Source organism: Actinokineospora sp. NPDC051303 (assembly GCF_055586285.1).
Window position 1 is genome coordinate 20,366 of record NZ_JBVJIN010000056.1, and the last position, 15,573, is coordinate 35,938.

Below are 15,573 nucleotides of genomic sequence, written 5' to 3' on the forward strand. Positions count from 1 at the left end.
CTTGGCGGCTTAGCTGAGGCCCAGGTTCGCCAAGTCCTTGGCGTACTTGTCGATCAGCGGCGCGGACAGGTGCGGGATGTCCGCGTCCGGGCCGATCCCGGCCGCGCGCACGGCGGCGCGGAACGCGGTGGCGGGAAGGGCGGAACCAGGCACGGCGGCGCCGGGGCGGGTGAACGCGTGCAGCAGGGGCAGCAGCGAGTGCTGCTTCTGCCGGTCCGGCAGGGCGCGCAGCGCGGTCTCGAAGCGGGCCAGCCAGTCGCTGTAGTCATCGATCCGCTCGATGGGGTGGCCCGCGTCGGTCAGCCAGTCGACAAAGACGTCCAGTGAGATGCCGTCGTCGTGCGGGTTGAGGACGTTGAAGGTCCGGTAGCCGGGCTGGCTCCCGTCAGCGGCGCGCTCGCCCAAGGTGGTGATGGCCTCGGCGGTGAAGTCGGCCGGGAGCCCGTCGTAGTGCGCGCGCTGACGGTTGCCGTCGGTGTCGGTCTCGTAGAACGACCGCGGCGCGATGCCGGTGGCGAGCAGGCTGAGCAGCAGGCGGGTGAACATGTCGGACACGTTGAGCTGTCCGGAGAACCGGCTGTGCGCCAGGATCATGTCGGACCGGAAGACCGCGACGGGCAGACCGCACCGGTCGTGCGCCTCCCGGAGCAGGACCTCTCCCGCCCATTTGCTGGTGGCGTAACCGTTGGCGTAGCTCTGGTCGAGCACGCGGACCGGGCTGGTGCGGCGAATGTCGGATTCCTCGTCGGCGCTCGCGGCCTGCGCGGCGATCACGGCCACGGTCGACAGGTACGTGACCGGCTTGACGCGCCGGGTGATCGCCATCCGGATCAGCTCGGCCGTGCCGACGACATTGGGGCCGAACAACTGCTCGTACGGCAGCACGTGGTTGACCAGGGCGGCCGGGTGGACGATCAGGTCGACGGTGTCGGCCAGCCGCTGCCAGGTCGGCTCGGCCAGCCCCAGGTTCGGCTCCCCGATATCGCCCGCGAGGACTTCCAGGTGCTCGGCCGCCAGATCGTGGAAGCGCCGCACCAGGTTGGCGTCGCCGCTGTCGAAGGCGTCGTCCAGTCGTTCGCGCGCGGCGGCCGACGTGCTGCCCCGGACGACGCAGATCAGCCTGCCACCCGTGCGGGACAACCGTTCCAGCCATTCCAGGCACAGAAACCGGCCCAGGTAGCCGTTCGCGCCCGTCAGCAGGACCGTGCGCACGGGGCCACTCGGCCGTGGCAGTGCCTTGGCCGAGGCGAGGGTTTCGGCGTCGATGAACTTCTCCAGCGTGAGGTCGTCCGCGTGAGCCCGCGTGCTGCCCGCGCCGTGCACGGTCGCGAAGGTGGGTCGTTCCGACCCGGACCGCAGGGTCGTCTCGATGCGGTCCGCCAGCCGCCGCAGGTCGTTCGCGGGGCTGACGAGGTCGCCCACCGGGATCTCGACGCCGAAGATTTCCTTGAGCAGAGTGGAAAACGACAACGCGGACAGCGAATCGCCGCCCAGGTCCATGAAGCGCGCGTCGGCGCGGAGCGCGGCGGGGTCGCAGCCCAGCAGCGCCCGCACGGCCCGTAGGACGGTGTCGAGCACGGGTTGCTCGCGGCCCGTGTGCCGCAGCGCGCGCAACTCGTTCGTCTCCCGCTCGGCGAGTTCGGCGTAGAGCTGTTCCAGGCGCTCGCCGTAACGGTCCTTGAGCTTGGGGCGCAAGAGTTTGCGGATGTCGGACAGCAGCCCGTTCGCGGCGCTGAACGGCTCGGTTTCGATCAGGAAGGCCCGGGGAATCTCATAGGAGTTCAGGCCCGCGTCTTTCGCGATCCGTTGCAGCGACTCGGTGACCAGCGGCCGGAGGTCTTCGGCGTCGGCTACCCGGTTGAGCGCGTCTTCGGTGGGCACGATCACCGCGAGGAGGTAGGCGCGTTCACTGCTGCCGTAGACGAAAATCTGCCGCACCAGGGGACTGGTGGCGAAAATGGCCTCCAGCCGAGACACCGCCACGAACTCGCCTTGCGACAGCTTCAACACGTTCTTCCTGCGGTCCACATAGACCAGCTCGTCCGGGCCGACCTCGGCCATGATGTCGCCGGTCTTGTAGTAGCCGTCCGCGTCGAAGACCGCCGAGGTGACCTCGGGGCGCTTGTAATACCCAGGGATGATCGTCTCGGTCTTGAGCAGCAACTCGCCCCGGGGATACGGCGAGTCGGTGCGGAAGTAGCCCAACTCTGGGACGTCGACAAGCTTGTAGTCGAGCACCGGCGGCCGGTTCACCTTGTGGTCGAATAGGATCGCGCCCGCCTCCGTCGAGCCGAAGCCGTCGTGCAGCGGAAGGTCCACACAGGACTCGACAAACGCCTGCATCTCAGCGGAAAGCGGCGCGGACCCGCTGCCGACCCACACGAGGCGCCCGCCGAGGAACCGCTCGCGCAACTCGGCCCGCACGGCGGCCTCGACCGCGGCCCGGTCGCCCGGGCCGGCGGCCCTGCGGTCCAGTTCGCTTTGGTACCGCTGGAAAAGCATGTCGCAGATGCGGGGCACCAGGAACAGCTCCGTGGGCCGGACCAGCGTGATGTCCTCGAACAGCGTCGACAGGTCGCTCGCCGCGGTGAAGTAGGCGGTGCCGCCGTTGGCGAGGGTGGTCATCAGGGTCACCCGCCCCGCGATGTGGCTCATCGGCATGAAGTTGAGGCCGATCACGGGCCGGTCGTCCGCGCGCGGCCAGAATCCCCGCCACAGCGCGCACATCAGCCGGTCGGTGTACATCGCGCCCTTGGGCGTCCCGGTGCTTCCGGAGGTGTAGATGAGCATTGCCAGTCGGTCGCCGTCGAGTTCGGCCGCGGGTTCCGGCGCGGGCGGCAGGTGTCCGCCGCGCTCGACCACCTCGGCCAGCGAGTCCAGCGCGATCGGGCTGCCCGCCGCCGCGAGCCGCGCCCGGGCCGCGTCGACCCGCTCCCGCTCGTCGTCCACCTCCGGGTGGAAGTCGAAGACGATCAGGCGGCGCACCGACGCGCTGTCGAGCGCGATCTCCACGGCGGTGTCGAGCAGTTCGGCGCTCGTGGCGAGAATCCGCGGCTCGGTCTCGGCGAGGATCGGCTTGAGGGCGCCCGCCGACGCGCTCGACTGCAACGGCACGCACACCCCGCCGAGCCGCGCGCAGGCCAGGTCGAGCGTGGCGTAGTCGGTGCTGGTGAAGCCGAGAATGCCGACGAACTCGCCCGCAGCCAGCGGGTGCCGGGGACTGTGGCGCCACTCAGCCGCGACCGCGCCGACCCGGGTCCACAGGTCCCGGTAGGTGATCGTGTCGAAGCCGGGCAGCAGCCGCGACGTCGTGCGGCCCGTGGCCGGATCGGTGACCAGTTCCCGCTTGCGCTCGCCCAGCGCGGGCCGGTCGGCGTAACCGGCCATGACCGTGGCCGTGATCGCGGCGGGGGACAGCCCGGGCTGTCGGATCGCGGCGGTGACCGCGGGCAGCGGAATGGCTTGGCGAAACCGCTGGTCGGTGGCCCGCAGCTCGGCGGCGCGGCACTCCCGGCGAGCGTCGTCGTCCGGGAGTTCGGTCTGCGCACTGGTCGACATGATCAGCCTTCCCTGAGTCGCGACTACGCACGTCAGGAGACCCGAGACCTGACTAATGGATGCGTTGCACAACTAACTGTATGCCTGGGGTGCCGCCATTCGCAGTAGTGGGGCTTGTGATGTGGATCTCGTTCCGGGCGAATCGCCGCCGCCTCAGGTCACCCGGGCGTGCAGCGCCGTGAGCCCGTGCACGAACGCGTCGAGGGCGAGTTCAAAGCTGTCCGCGTCGATCTCGTCGGCGTGTTCACGCAGCCGGTGGGCCTGGCCGAGGTGTGGGTAGCGGTCGACATACACCTGCACGTCGTCCTCGAAGCCGCGGGAGAACGAGCTGATCGCCGCGCCGAGGACGAGGTACTTGGTCGACGCGCCGATCATCGTCGCGTATCGCGGCGGCCACCCGGCTCCGACGAGGCCGCCGTGCACCGCGTCCGCGCGTTCCAGCGACCGCTCCCGGCGCGCCGGGCCGGTGGCCAGCAGCGGCACCATGTTCGGGTGCGCGGCCAGCGCGGCCCGGTACGACCGCGCCCAGGTGCGCAGGCCGCTGGCCCAGTCGCGGGCGAAGTCGCTGACGTCGACCTCGGCCATGATGTCGTCGGCGATGTCTTGCAGCAGTTCGTCTTTCGTGCCGTAGTGGGTGTAGAGCGAGGGCGCCCGCACGTCCAGCGCGGTCGCCAGCTTGCGCATCGACAGCCCGGCCAGTCCCTCGCGGTCGATCATGTCGAGCGCGGCGGCCCGGATGCGGGGGCGGCTCAGGATAGGGGTGCTCGGCCGTGGCACGTGTGTCTCCCAGGTCACTGCGGCGGTGGTTGCCGCCGATGGCGCGCGGATTCTATTCTGAGTAAACCTAACACCGTATGGTTTGTGGACGGGAGACCCGCGATGGATCTGGCCCTCACTGGCGAGCAGCAGGCGCTGTGGGACCTCGCCAGGGACTTCATCGACCGCGAGGTCGTGCCGAACGCCGCGGAATGGGACCGGCGCGAGCAGGTCGACCGCGCGATCGTCGGCAAGCTCGGCGAGGTCGGCTTCCTCGGCATGACGCTGCCCGAGGAGTACGGCGGCTCCGGCGGCGACAACCTGAGCTACTGCCTGATGATGGAAGAACTTGGTCGCGGCGACTCGGCCATCCGCGGCATCGTCTCGGTCTCCCTCGGCCTGGTCGGCAAGTCGATCGCCGGATACGGCTCCGAGGAGCAGAAGCGGCACTGGCTGCCCCGGATCAGCTCCGGGGAGTCGTTGGCCTGCTTCGGTTTGACCGAGCCCGACACCGGCTCCGACGCGGCGAGCCTGTCGACGCGCGCGGTGCGCGACGGCGGCGATTACGTGCTCACCGGCTCGAAGATGTTCATCACCAACGGAACCTGGGCCGACGTCGCGCTGATCTTCGCCCGCACCGGCGGGCCCGGCCCCAAGGGCATCAGCGCTTTCCTGGTGCCGACGGACTCCCCGGGCTTCGACCACCGCGAGATCAAGGGAAAGCTCGGCCTGCGCGGCCAGTCGACCGGCGAGCTGATCCTCGACGGCGTCCGCGTGCCCGAGAGCGCGCGCCTTGGCGACGAGGGCGTCGGCTTCAAGATCGCCATGTCGGCCCTGGACAAGGGCCGGATGTCGGTCGCCGCGGGCTGCGTCGGGCTGGCGCGGGGCGCGCTGGAGGCCAGCGTCAAGTACGCGGGCGAGCGCACGCAGTTCGGCAAGCCGATCGCCGGTTACCAACTGGTGCAAGAGATGCTGGCCGACATGGCCGTCAACACCGAGGCCGCGCGGCTGCTGGTGTGGCGGGTGGCCGACCTGATCGAGCGCGGCCAGCCCTTCGGCACCGCGGCGTCCATGGCCAAGCTGTACGCGAGCGAAAACGCCGTCAGCGCGGCGAATCTCGCCATCCAGGTTTTCGGCGGCTACGGGTACCTCGATGAGTACCCGGTCGCGAAGTTCCTGCGCGACGCCCGCGTGATGACCCTCTACGAGGGCACCAGCCAGATCCAGAAGCTCCTGATCGGCCGCGCGCTGACCGGCGTCAACGCATTCGTCTGAGGTGACCGCATGGATTTCTCACTGAGTTCAGAAGAGCGCGAGGTCCGCGACTGGGTGCGCACGTTCGTGCGCAAGGAAATCCAGCCGCTGGAGCAGGAGGTGCTGCGCCGCGAGCGCGCGGGCGCGCCCGGCCTGCCCGCGGATGAGCTGCGGGCATTGCAGCTCAAAGCCAAGGAATCCGGCTTCTGGGGGGTGCAGACCCCCGAGGAGTACGGCGGCATGGGCCTAGGCGCGGTCATGACCGCGCTGCTGGAGGCCGAGCTTGGCCGCTCGTTCGTGCCGTTCCGCTTCGGCGGCGCCGCGGACAACATCTTGTTCTACGCCAACGAGGAGCAGAAGCAGCGCTACCTGCTGCCGACCATCGCCGGTGAGCGCAAGTCCTGCTTCGCCATCACCGAACCCGGCGCGGGCTCGGACGCCAAGGCGATCCGCACCTCCGCCCGCCGCGACGGCGACGACTGGATTGTCAACGGGGAGAAGACTTTCATCACCGGCGGCAACGAGGCCGACTTCACCATGGTCTTCGCCGTCACCGACCCCGACAAGCACCGCGAGGGACGCGTGGGCGAGTCGGTCACCTGCTTCCTGGTCGACCGCGAGCGGGGCTGGCGCTCCGAGCACATCGACACCATGGGGGAGTGGGGCCCGGCCGCGCTGGTGTTCGAGGATGTGCGCGTCCCCAAGGAGAACGTGCTCGGCGAGGTCGGGCGCGGATTCGAGCTGGCGATGAAGTGGATCGGCCGCGGTCGGTACATGCTGCCCGCGCGGGCGCTCGGCGCGTGCGAGCGGCTGGTGGAGATGGCGATCGAGCAGGCCAACACCCGGGTCACCTTCGGCGCGCCCATCGCCAACCGGCAGGCGATCCAGTGGATGCTGGCCGACTCCGCGGTCGAGATCGAGGCGCTGCGCTGGCTGGTGCTGCACGCGGCCTGGGTGGTCGACCAGGGCGCGGACTCCCGGCACTGGCAGTCCATCGCGAAGCTCTACGGTGGGGTGAAGGCCAACGAGATCGTCGACCGCGTGCTGCAGATCCACGGCGGCATGGGCTACACCCGCGAACTGCCGGTGGAACGGTGGTACCGCGAGCTGCGGCTGCTGCGGATCTACGAGGGCACCGACGAGATCCAGCGCAGGACGATCGCCCGCAACCTGCTCAAGGGACACGCGAGCGTGTCGGGGACACTCGGCTGAGAACTCTTACGACAACGAACTCTTTCGACAACGCACTTTCGACAACGCAGGACGAGGAGCGACATGGTCAGGGCGGCAGTGCTGTCGGCGCAGGGTAAGCCGTTGGAGATCACCGAGATCGCGCTGCCGGAGCCAGGGCCGGGCCAGGTCCGCGTCCGCGTCGCCGCGGCGGGGGTGTGCCACTCCGACCTCTCCCTCGCCAATGGCACGCTGCGCCAGCCGGTGCCCGCGGTGCTCGGGCACGAGGGCGCGGGGGTCGTGGTGTCGGTCGGGGCCGGGGTCACCCGGGTCGCGTCGGGCGACCACGTGCTGCTGAACTGGGCGCCGCCGTGCCGTGAGTGCTGGTTCTGCGAGGCGGGCGAGCCCTACCTGTGCGCCCACGCCTCCGACGCCGCGGAAGTGCCGTACGGCACGCTTTCCGACGGCACACCGCTCTACCCGGGACTGGGCACGGGCGCGTTCGCCGAGGAGACGATCGTGCCCGAGCGCGGCGCGGTGAAGATCCCCGCGGACGTGCCGCTGGAGCAGGCGGCCGTGCTCGGCTGCGCCGTGCTCACCGGCGCGGGCGCGGTGTTCAACACCGCCCAGGTGAGCGCGGGCCAGGCGGTCGTGGTGGTCGGCGTCGGCGGCATCGGCCTGTCGGTGCTCCAAGCCGCCCGGATCGCGGGCGCGTCCCCGATCATCGCCGTCGACCTGCACGAGTCGAAGTCCGAGCTGGCGCTGTCCCAGGGCGCGACGCACTTCCTGGTGTCCGGCGACAAGACAGCCAAGGCCGTCCGCTCGCTCACCGAGGGCCGCGGCGCCGACGTCGCCTTCGAGTGCGTCGGCCTGCCCGCGACGATCCGCACCGCGTGGTCGTCGAGCCGCCGCGGTGGCAAGGTCGTGGTGGTCGGCGTCGGCTCGGCGAAGGCGATGGTCGAGTTCAGCGCGCTTGAGCTGTACTGGATGGGCCGCACGCTGACCGGCTGCCTGTTCGGCTCGACCGACCCCGACATCGACGTGCCCCGACTGCTGGACCTGGTCGGGTCCGGACGGCTCGACGTCGCGGGCCTGGTCACCACCGTCACCGACCTCGATGGCATCGAGGGCGCCTTCGAGGACATGCGCCAGGGCCGGGGCGGCCGGACGCTCGTGCGCTTCTGACGTCGCCGTTTCGCGAAGCAACCCCGTCCGAGCGTCGCTCTCGGGCGGGGTTGCGGGCATGGGCCTCAGCGAGTGCTGTCAGTGTTTGACCGGTGTCCGAACATCGGATTCCCGACTCTGGGAGGGCACCTGCGCGTTCATCTTCAGTGTGATCTGAGCGTTTTCGGAATCAAGTACGCTGTCCGCGTTGAACCAGATGTGCTGATCGCCGTCGCCTGGGATGTAGAACGTCTTTTCCGAATCGGTCACCGCTTTGGTGTTCACCATTTTTGGGGTGACTGATTGGGTCAGCAGTTTGATGTTGTTGTCGACGTCCGCGATCTTGTTCAGCAGGTAGACAGTTGCCGTCTGGTCTTCAATCTGCGTGACGGCGAACTGGGCTTTTCCGCTGCTGAGCGTCAGTGCGTGCTCGGTCTCGGCCAGGGTCGCGAAGAATCGGCTGAACTGCTTGAAGTCGTATGTCGTCCCGGCCTGGACGTCCAATTCTTGGTTCACTGTCAGGCAACTGGTGTCCACCGGCATGGACGCGCTTCCGATGTAGGCGGTGATCTGCGCGTTCTCCTGGTCCTTCGGGATGGAAGCCGTGACCTTTCCCGAGGTGTCTCCACCCCAGACGAACACGACTATCGCCAATCCCATGTTGTTCGTCGCACCCGGAACCTTGACATCATCGGATTTGTCGTTGGCCCATGAGATGTGTACCACCGCGGGATTGTCGTTGCGGTTCGAGTTGTAGAAGAAGAAGGCGTAAAGCTCGCTTTTGTTGAGGTTGTTGATCGTTGCGGAGTCGTTCGCCTTGAGGGTGACGCATCCGCCCTGGTCCCAGTCGTAATCCATGTTGTTCAAGCCTTTCTTGGGATGCTCGTGATTATGTGTGTGACGACGCGGCCGGACACGGCTTCTTATCCGTCGTCAGGTGATTTCTCTGCTTCCAGTGTGTCCCAATCGGGTGTGCCCTGCGAGTCTCCACGGGGTTGTCATGCGTCCGTGCGGGAGGCTTACACCTGTGGGTTAGAGCGCGACCACGCGCCGGGTGATGGCGCGGGGACGGCGACCGGCCGCCACTCGGACTAGCGAGCCTCACCGGCCCGGGGGTCACTCGCAGGGCTTAGGCAATTGCCACTCTGTGGCGGTAAGGTTTACCGGACAACCAGGTTCGAGCGCGCCGCTAGGAGGGCCATGACCACCCCGGTCGCCATGCACATGAGCGACGGCCTCGTGAACTCCCCGACGGCGCTGCTGTTCATCGGGATCGCCGCGGTCGGGGTCGCGGTCGCCGCGGCCAAGGCGCGCGCGGACCTCGATGACCGCACCGCGCCGATGGCGGGGCTGGTCGCCGCGTTCGTCTTCGCCACCCAGATGATCAACTTCCCGGTGCTGCCCGGGGTGAGCGGGCACCTGCTCGGCGGGGCGCTGGCCGCGATCCTCGTCGGGCCGTGGGTCGGCGCGCTGTGCGTGTCGATCGTCCTGGTCGTGCAGGCGCTGGTGTTCGCCGACGGCGGGCTGACCGCGCTGGGCGCCAACGTCACCAACATGGCGCTCATCGGCACCGCGGCCGGGTTCCTCGTGGCTGTCGCGCTCCGCCGGTTCGCGGCCAGGGGCAAGAGCGCGCTCGTGGCCGTCGCCTTCATCGCGGCCCTGGTCAACACGGTCGCCGCTTCGCTCGGGTTCGTGCTGGAGTTCGCCATCGGCGGCGACGCCGCCTTCGGCCTCGGCGGGGTCGCGGCCACCGTGGTCGGCGTCCACGTCCTGATCGGCGTCGGCGAGGGGATCATCACCGCGCTCACCGTCGCCGCCGTCGCCGCCGTGCGGCCCGACCTCGTCTACCTCCTGCGCGGCACGCGGCGGCCGTTGGAACTGCGCGAGAGGAGCGCCGCGTGACCAAGACCAACCGGAACCTCGGCTTCCTGCTCGGGTTCCTCGCCGTGGCGCTCGTCGTGGCGGGCGCGCTGTCCTTCCTCGCCGACTCCGACCCCGACGGCCTCGACCACGCCACTCTTTCCGGCTGCCAGGTAGTCGAGACGGACCAGGGTGAGCGGCTTGAGGGCTCATGCATAGCCCAGAACGCCCAAGAGCACCGCCTGGGCACCGGACCACTTGCCGACTACACGGTAAACGGCGGCGAGGGCACCACCGGTCTCGCGGGAGTGATCGGCGTCGTGGTCACCGTCGTCGTGGCGGGCGGCCTGTTCTGGGTCCTGCGCAGGCGCCCGGCGAAGGAGTAGGCCGGTGCCGCTGCTGCACCGGCCGGACGACACCCCGGCGCACCGGCTGCCACCCCAGGTCAAGATCGTCGCCGCCCTCGCGGCGGTGCTCTGCGTCGTGTCCACACCGCGAGAGCGGTTCTGGGCGTTCGCTCTCTACCTGGCGCTCTTGGGCGTGGTCTGGGCGATCGCCCGCATCCCACCCCGCTGGATCGCGACCCGCGCGCTCATCGAGGTCCCGTTCGTCGTCCTCGCCTTCGCCCTCCCGTTCGTCGCGGGCGGGCCGCGAGTGGAGGTGCTGGGCATCGCGGTGTCCGAGCAGGGCGCGTTGGCGGGCTGGAACATCGTGGCCAAGGGCACTCTCGGCGTCCTGGTGTCGCTGACCCTGGCCGCCACCACCTCGCCCCGCGACCTGATCGTCGGCCTCCACCGGCTGCGGGTCCCCACCATGGTGATCACCATCGCCACCCTGATGCTGCGCTACCTGGAGGTCATCGCCGCCGAGGCCAAGCGCATGCGCACCGCCCGAATCTGCCGCGGCCACGACCCCCGGTTCCTCTGGCAGGTCGGCGCCACCGCCCGAGGCATCGGCACCCTGTTCGTCCGCAGCTACGAGCGGGGAGAACGCGTGCACCTGGCCATGGTCTCCCGCGGCTGGGCGGGCGCCATGCCCGACAACGGGCGAACCCCCACGAGCCGAACAACCTGGGCGGCCGGACTCGCCCCCTCGGCCCTGGCCGCCGTCGTGCTGGGGGCGGCCCTGTGGCCATGAGGAACCCCGGACCCTTGGGCTGGTCTTGCCGCGTTGAGTCAGGAGGTTCAGTGGTGCTGGGCAACGGCGCGGTCGTGCGCGCGTTCCGGGTCGGCTGTGTCGCTGTGATGGGGGTGGTCTCGTGGCGCTGACCCAGGAGATCCCGGCGGAACCGGGCGGCGCCGCCGCGCCGCCCGCGCTGCTGGTCGACCGGCTCGCCTACGCCTACCCCGACGGCCACCAGGCCCTGTTCGGCATCGACCTGCGGGTCGAGCCGGGGGAGCGGGTCGCGGTGCTCGGTCCCAACGGGGCGGGCAAGACGACCCTGGTCCTGCACCTCAACGGCGTGCTCAGCGGCGGCCAGGGCCGGGTCGAGGTCGCCGGTCTGCCGCTGACCAAACGCACCCTCCGCGAGATCCGCAGGCGCGTCGGCATCGTCTTCCAGGACCCCGACGACCAGCTGTTCATGCCCACCGTCCGCGACGACGTCGCCTTCGGCCCAGCCAACTTCGGCCTACGCGGCCCAGACCTGGACGCCCGCGTCACCCAGGCGCTCGACGCCGTCGGCATGACCGCCCACGCCGACCGCTCCCCCCTGCACCTCTCCGGCGGCCAACGCCGCCGCGTGGCCCTGGCCACCGTCCTGGCCTGCGACCCGGAAATCCTCGTCCTCGACGAGCCATCGGCCAACCTGGAACCAGTCGCCCGCCGCGAACTGGCCGAAGTCCTCCTCACCCTGAATCGCACCATGCTCATGGTCACCCACGACCTCCCCTACGCCCTACAACTGTGCCCCCGCAGCGTCCTCATAGACGACGGCATGATCGTCGCCGACGCCCCAACCCGCGACCTGCTGGCCGACCCAGCCCTACTCGCAGCTCACCGGCTCGAACTTCCGTTCGGCTTCCGCCTGGACTAGTCTCGCCCCACAACCAAACATCGGGCCGTCACGAGCCGGAACGGGAGAGCCTCTGCCCACCGAGGCAGGGCACCGAAGGAGCAAACTCCCCGGAATCTCTCAGGTAAAGCGACCGTTCCACGCCAGGCCACTCTGAAAAGCAGGCGCCCGCCAGCGCCTCACCCACGGTGCAAGCCGCTATCGGCGGCGAAGCTCTCAGGTCCCATGACAGAGGGGGAGTTCCAGCACAGGACAGAGGTACGTCCTGCCACAGCCAAGGAGCTCCCGTGCCCGCCGTTCCACCAGCCCCCGCACGTCCCAAGACCACCTCCGGGACACACAGTCGAGCTTGGCTACCACACCCACCCACGCCCCCACCCGGCCCAGCCAGGTTCTCGGTGTGGCGCTCGATGAGTGGAGCAGCGAACCCGCCCCCAAACCAGGCCGCACCCAAGCTCGCCCAGTGCTCGATGGGGTGGAGTGGTTTCTTTGGGGGTGAAGGAAGATCCCTAAACTCGCCGTGGTCGTGGGGCCGAAGGCTCCCCACCCGTCTTTCCCACGACGGGATCTTCCTTCGTAGGGGCCCCAAAGAAACCACTCCACCCCATCGAGCAGACAGCCCCAGCCAGCCACCCACGGAACCCCACGCAGCGCGCCCAAATATCAGACATCGCGAAAACGCGCAAGCGAGCTATCCACATAGCCTCGATTCATCCACAGCCAGCCAGACCGAGCGGCATTCGCCCGTCCGGCATGTCACGCTGCGAAAAAGACAGATTTCCGGCGCGCCGAAGGAGACCGAACTTCCATGAGCACACTCTCCCCGCTGCACGCGGTGCACGAGGCGTTGGGCGCCTCGTTCACTGACTTCGCAGGCTGGGCGATGCCCCTGCGGTACGGCAGTGAGCTTGCCGAGCACAAGGCGGTGCGCACCGCCGCGGGCATCTTCGATCTCAGCCACATGGGCGAGATCGAGCTCACCGGCCCGGAAGCGGCCTTGGCGCTCGACTTCGCGCTCGTCGGCGATCTTTCCGCCGTCAAACCGGGCCGCGCCCGGTACACGATGATCTGCGACGAGGCGGGCGGCGTGCTCGACGACCTGGTCGTCTATCGGCTCGCCGATGACCGGTTCCTGGTGGTGGCGAACGCCTCGAACGCCGCGACGGTCGCCGACGCGTTGCGGGAGCGGGCCGCCGGGTTCACCGTCGAGGTGGAGGACCAGTCGGCGAGTGTGGCGTTGATCGCCGTGCAGGGGCCTGCCTCGCCCGCCATCGTCGGGCCGGTCACCGGGGCCGACCTGGTGTCGCTGGCCTACTACGCCAGTGTCCCGGCGCGCGTCGCCGGGCATGAGGTGCTGCTCGCCCGCACCGGCTACACCGGCGAGGACGGGTTCGAGCTGTACGTCGACGGCGCGCGGGCGGCGGAGGTCTGGCAGGCGTTGACCGACGCTGGCGCGGAGCACGGCCTGGTCCCGGCGGGTCTGGCCTGCCGCGACACCCTGCGGCTGGAGGCGGGGATGCCGCTGTACGGCAACGAGCTCGGCGTCGAGCTGACCCCGTTCGACGCGGGCCTGGGCCGGGTCGTGAAGTTCGACAAGCCCGGCGATTTCGTCGGCCGCGCCGCCCTGGAGCGCCGTCGTGACGCCGATGTGGACACTCAGGTGCTGGTCGGCCTGGTCGGCAGCGGCAGGCGTGCTCCGCGCCACGGTTACGCGGTTGCCGACAGCGACGGCAACCGGGTCGGTACGGTCACCAGCGGCGCTCTCTCACCGACGCTCGGCCACCCCATCGCGATGGCGTACGTGCCGGTCTCGGTCAGCGAGCCGGGCACCGCGCTGTCGGTCGACATCCGCGGCACGGTCGCCCCGGTCGAGGTCGTCAAGCTGCCCTTCTACAAGCGTCCAGCCTGATCAGGAGAATCACCACAGCATGAGCATTCCGGAGAACCTCGGCTACACCGAGGAGCACGAGTGGGTCGACCTCGCCGACTCGGGTGTGGCCACCGTCGGCATCACCGAGTTCGCGGCGAAGAACCTCGGCGACGTGGTCTTCGTGCAGCTTCCCGAGGTTGGCGCGAAGATCGCCCGGGGCGAGTCGTGCGGCGAGGTCGAGTCCGTCAAGGCGGTGTCCGAGCTGTACTCGCCGGTCGACGGCGAGGTCGTGGAGATCAACGAGGCCGTGATCGACAGCCCCGAGCTGGTCAACACCGACCCCTACGGCGACGGCTGGATGTTCCGCGCCCGGGTGGTGGACGAACCCGACCTGCTCGACGCCGCCGCGTACGAAGCGCTGACCAACGAAAGCTGAGGAACAACCGGATGAGCACCTTCGGACAGCCCCTGGCCGAGGTCGACCCCGAGGTCGCCGCGGCGGTCGATGCCGAACTGCGCCGCCAGCAGTCGACCCTGGAGATGATCGCCTCGGAGAACTTCGCCCCGGTGGGTGTGCTTGAGGCGCAGGGCTCGGTCCTGACCAACAAGTACGCCGAGGGCTACCCGGGCCGTCGTTACTACGGCGGCTGCGAGCACGTCGACGTCATCGAGCAGCTCGCGATCGACCGGGTCAAGGCCCTCTTCGGCGCCGAGCACGCCAACGTGCAGCCGCACTCGGGCGCGCAGGCCAACGCCGCGGCCATGGTGTCGGTCCTGAACCCGGGGGACACGATCCTCGGCCTCGACCTCGCCCACGGCGGGCACCTGACGCACGGCATGCGGATCAACTTCTCCGGCAAGCTCTACAACGTTGTCGCCTACCACGTCGACAAGGACAGCGGCCGGGTCGACATGGCCGAGGTCGAGCGGCTGGCGCGGGAGAGCAAGCCGAAGCTGATCATCGCGGGCTGGTCGGCCTACCCCCGGCAGCTCGACTTCGCCGAGTTCCGCCGGATCGCGGACTCGGTCGGCGCGCTGCTCATGGTCGACATGGCGCACTTCGCCGGGCTCGTCGCCGCCGGGCTGCACCCCAACCCGGTGCCGCACGCGCACCTGGTCACCACGACCACCCACAAGACGCTCGGCGGCCCGCGCGGCGGTGTCGTGCTGTCCACCCAGGAGCTGGCCAAGAAGGTCAACTCGGCGGTGTTCCCCGGGCAGCAGGGCGGCCCGCTGGAGCACGTGATCGCCGCCAAGGCGGTCGCCTTCAAGATCGCCGCCACCGAGGAGTTCGCCGAGCGCCAGCGCCGCGTGCTCGACGGCGCCCGCATCCTGGCCGAGCGCCTGTCCGCCCCAGACTGCGCGGCGGCGGGCGTCAAGGTGCTGACCGGCGGCACCGACGTCCACCTGGTCCTGGTCGACCTGGTCGACTCCCAGCTGGACGGGCAGCAGGCCGAGGACCGCCTGCACTCGGTGGGCATCACGGTCAACCGCAACGCGGTCCCGTTTGACCCCCGGCCGCCCATGGTCACCTCGGGGCTGCGGATCGGCACTCCGGCGCTGGCCACGCGCGGTTTCGACGCCGACGACTTCGCTGAGGTCGCCGACATCATCGCTTCGGCTCTGCGGTCGGACTTCGATGAGGCTTCCAGTCAGCAGTTGCGTGATCGGGTGGATTTGCTGGTCAAGCGTAGGCCGCTTTATCCGGAGGCCTGATCTAGTCGCGTCGGGCGCCGCGTGCTCGTGGCGCGGGCTCGGCGCGGGCTGCTGGCTTCGTGGGGCTTGGTTGGGTGGGGTTGCTCGATGGGGTGGAGCGGGTTCCCGGGGTGGCCGGGTTCCGGGGTCTGCTCGATGGGGTGGAGTGGTTTCTTTGGGGCCCCTACGAAGGAAGATCCCGTCGTGGGAAAGACGGGTGGGGAGCCTTCGG

The 15,573-nt window shown here is 69.5% G+C and carries 13 protein-coding genes and 1 riboswitch; of the genes, 10 read left to right on the forward strand and 3 right to left on the reverse strand.

All coding sequences use genetic code 11. From position 1 onward, the window contains the following. Positions 1 to 9: 9 nt before the first annotated feature. Positions 10 to 3,558 carry a carboxylic acid reductase gene (gene car, locus ACZ6SD_RS28165; protein WP_465320024.1) on the reverse strand — a complete coding sequence of 1,183 codons (3,549 nt, stop codon included), beginning with the start codon at positions 3,556 to 3,558 and terminating at the stop codon, positions 10 to 12. A 153-nt stretch (positions 3,559 to 3,711) separates the two neighbouring features. Next, positions 3,712 to 4,335 carry a TetR/AcrR family transcriptional regulator gene (locus ACZ6SD_RS28170; protein WP_465320025.1) on the reverse strand — a complete coding sequence of 208 codons (624 nt, stop codon included), beginning with the start codon at positions 4,333 to 4,335 and terminating at the stop codon, positions 3,712 to 3,714. Between the two features lie 102 nt (positions 4,336 to 4,437). On the opposite strand from ACZ6SD_RS28170, the gene ACZ6SD_RS28175 reads away from it, so the two are divergent. From ACZ6SD_RS28175 to ACZ6SD_RS28185, 3 genes are all read left to right on the forward strand, one after another. Further along, positions 4,438 to 5,589, forward strand: a complete 1,152-nt coding sequence (locus tag ACZ6SD_RS28175) for an acyl-CoA dehydrogenase family protein (RefSeq protein ID WP_465320038.1) — start codon at positions 4,438 to 4,440, stop codon at positions 5,587 to 5,589. A gap of 9 nt (positions 5,590 to 5,598) precedes the next feature. Then, entirely contained in the window at positions 5,599 to 6,780 is a 1,182-nt protein-coding gene (locus ACZ6SD_RS28180; protein WP_465320026.1) for an acyl-CoA dehydrogenase family protein, read from the forward strand. 63 nt (positions 6,781 to 6,843) lie between these two features. Beyond that, positions 6,844 to 7,923, forward strand: coding sequence for an alcohol dehydrogenase catalytic domain-containing protein (locus ACZ6SD_RS28185; RefSeq protein WP_465320027.1), 1,080 nt, complete (start codon positions 6,844 to 6,846; stop codon positions 7,921 to 7,923). 78 nt (positions 7,924 to 8,001) lie between these two features. Here the strand turns inward: ACZ6SD_RS28185 and ACZ6SD_RS28190 are convergent, their stop codons facing one another. Next, positions 8,002 to 8,760 carry a hypothetical protein gene (locus tag ACZ6SD_RS28190; RefSeq protein WP_465320028.1) on the reverse strand — a complete coding sequence of 253 codons (759 nt, stop codon included), beginning with the start codon at positions 8,758 to 8,760 and terminating at the stop codon, positions 8,002 to 8,004. A gap of 342 nt (positions 8,761 to 9,102) precedes the next feature. On the opposite strand from ACZ6SD_RS28190, the gene ACZ6SD_RS28195 reads away from it, so the two are divergent. From ACZ6SD_RS28195 to ACZ6SD_RS28225, 7 genes are all read left to right on the forward strand, one after another. Then, positions 9,103 to 9,804 (forward strand): energy-coupling factor ABC transporter permease, encoded by a 702-nt coding sequence (locus tag ACZ6SD_RS28195; RefSeq protein ID WP_465320029.1) that lies wholly within the window; start codon positions 9,103 to 9,105, stop codon positions 9,802 to 9,804. Next, on the forward strand, positions 9,801 to 10,148 hold the full coding sequence (locus tag ACZ6SD_RS28200; RefSeq protein WP_465320030.1) for a PDGLE domain-containing protein: 348 nt from the start codon (positions 9,801 to 9,803) through the stop codon (positions 10,146 to 10,148). The genes ACZ6SD_RS28195 and ACZ6SD_RS28200 overlap by 4 nt, the downstream gene beginning before the upstream one ends. 4 nt (positions 10,149 to 10,152) lie before the next feature. Then, positions 10,153 to 10,899 carry a cobalt ECF transporter T component CbiQ gene (gene cbiQ / locus ACZ6SD_RS28205; protein WP_465320031.1) on the forward strand — a complete coding sequence of 249 codons (747 nt, stop codon included), beginning with the start codon at positions 10,153 to 10,155 and terminating at the stop codon, positions 10,897 to 10,899. Between the two features lie 127 nt (positions 10,900 to 11,026). Beyond that, a complete protein-coding gene (locus ACZ6SD_RS28210) occupies positions 11,027 to 11,797 on the forward strand; it encodes an energy-coupling factor ABC transporter ATP-binding protein (RefSeq protein WP_465320039.1) in 771 nt (256 codons plus the stop codon). A 31-nt stretch (positions 11,798 to 11,828) separates the two neighbouring features. Beyond that, positions 11,829 to 11,922: riboswitch (glycine riboswitch) on the forward strand. 662 nt (positions 11,923 to 12,584) lie between these two features. Continuing rightward, a complete protein-coding gene (gene gcvT / locus ACZ6SD_RS28215; protein ID WP_465320032.1) occupies positions 12,585 to 13,685 on the forward strand; it encodes a glycine cleavage system aminomethyltransferase GcvT in 1,101 nt (366 codons plus the stop codon). A gap of 19 nt (positions 13,686 to 13,704) precedes the next feature. After that, positions 13,705 to 14,082 carry a glycine cleavage system protein GcvH gene (gcvH, locus tag ACZ6SD_RS28220; RefSeq protein ID WP_465320033.1) on the forward strand — a complete coding sequence of 126 codons (378 nt, stop codon included), beginning with the start codon at positions 13,705 to 13,707 and terminating at the stop codon, positions 14,080 to 14,082. 11 nt (positions 14,083 to 14,093) lie between these two features. Further along, positions 14,094 to 15,362, forward strand: a complete 1,269-nt coding sequence (locus ACZ6SD_RS28225) for a serine hydroxymethyltransferase (protein WP_465320034.1) — start codon at positions 14,094 to 14,096, stop codon at positions 15,360 to 15,362. The last annotated feature ends 211 nt before the right edge of the window (positions 15,363 to 15,573 follow it).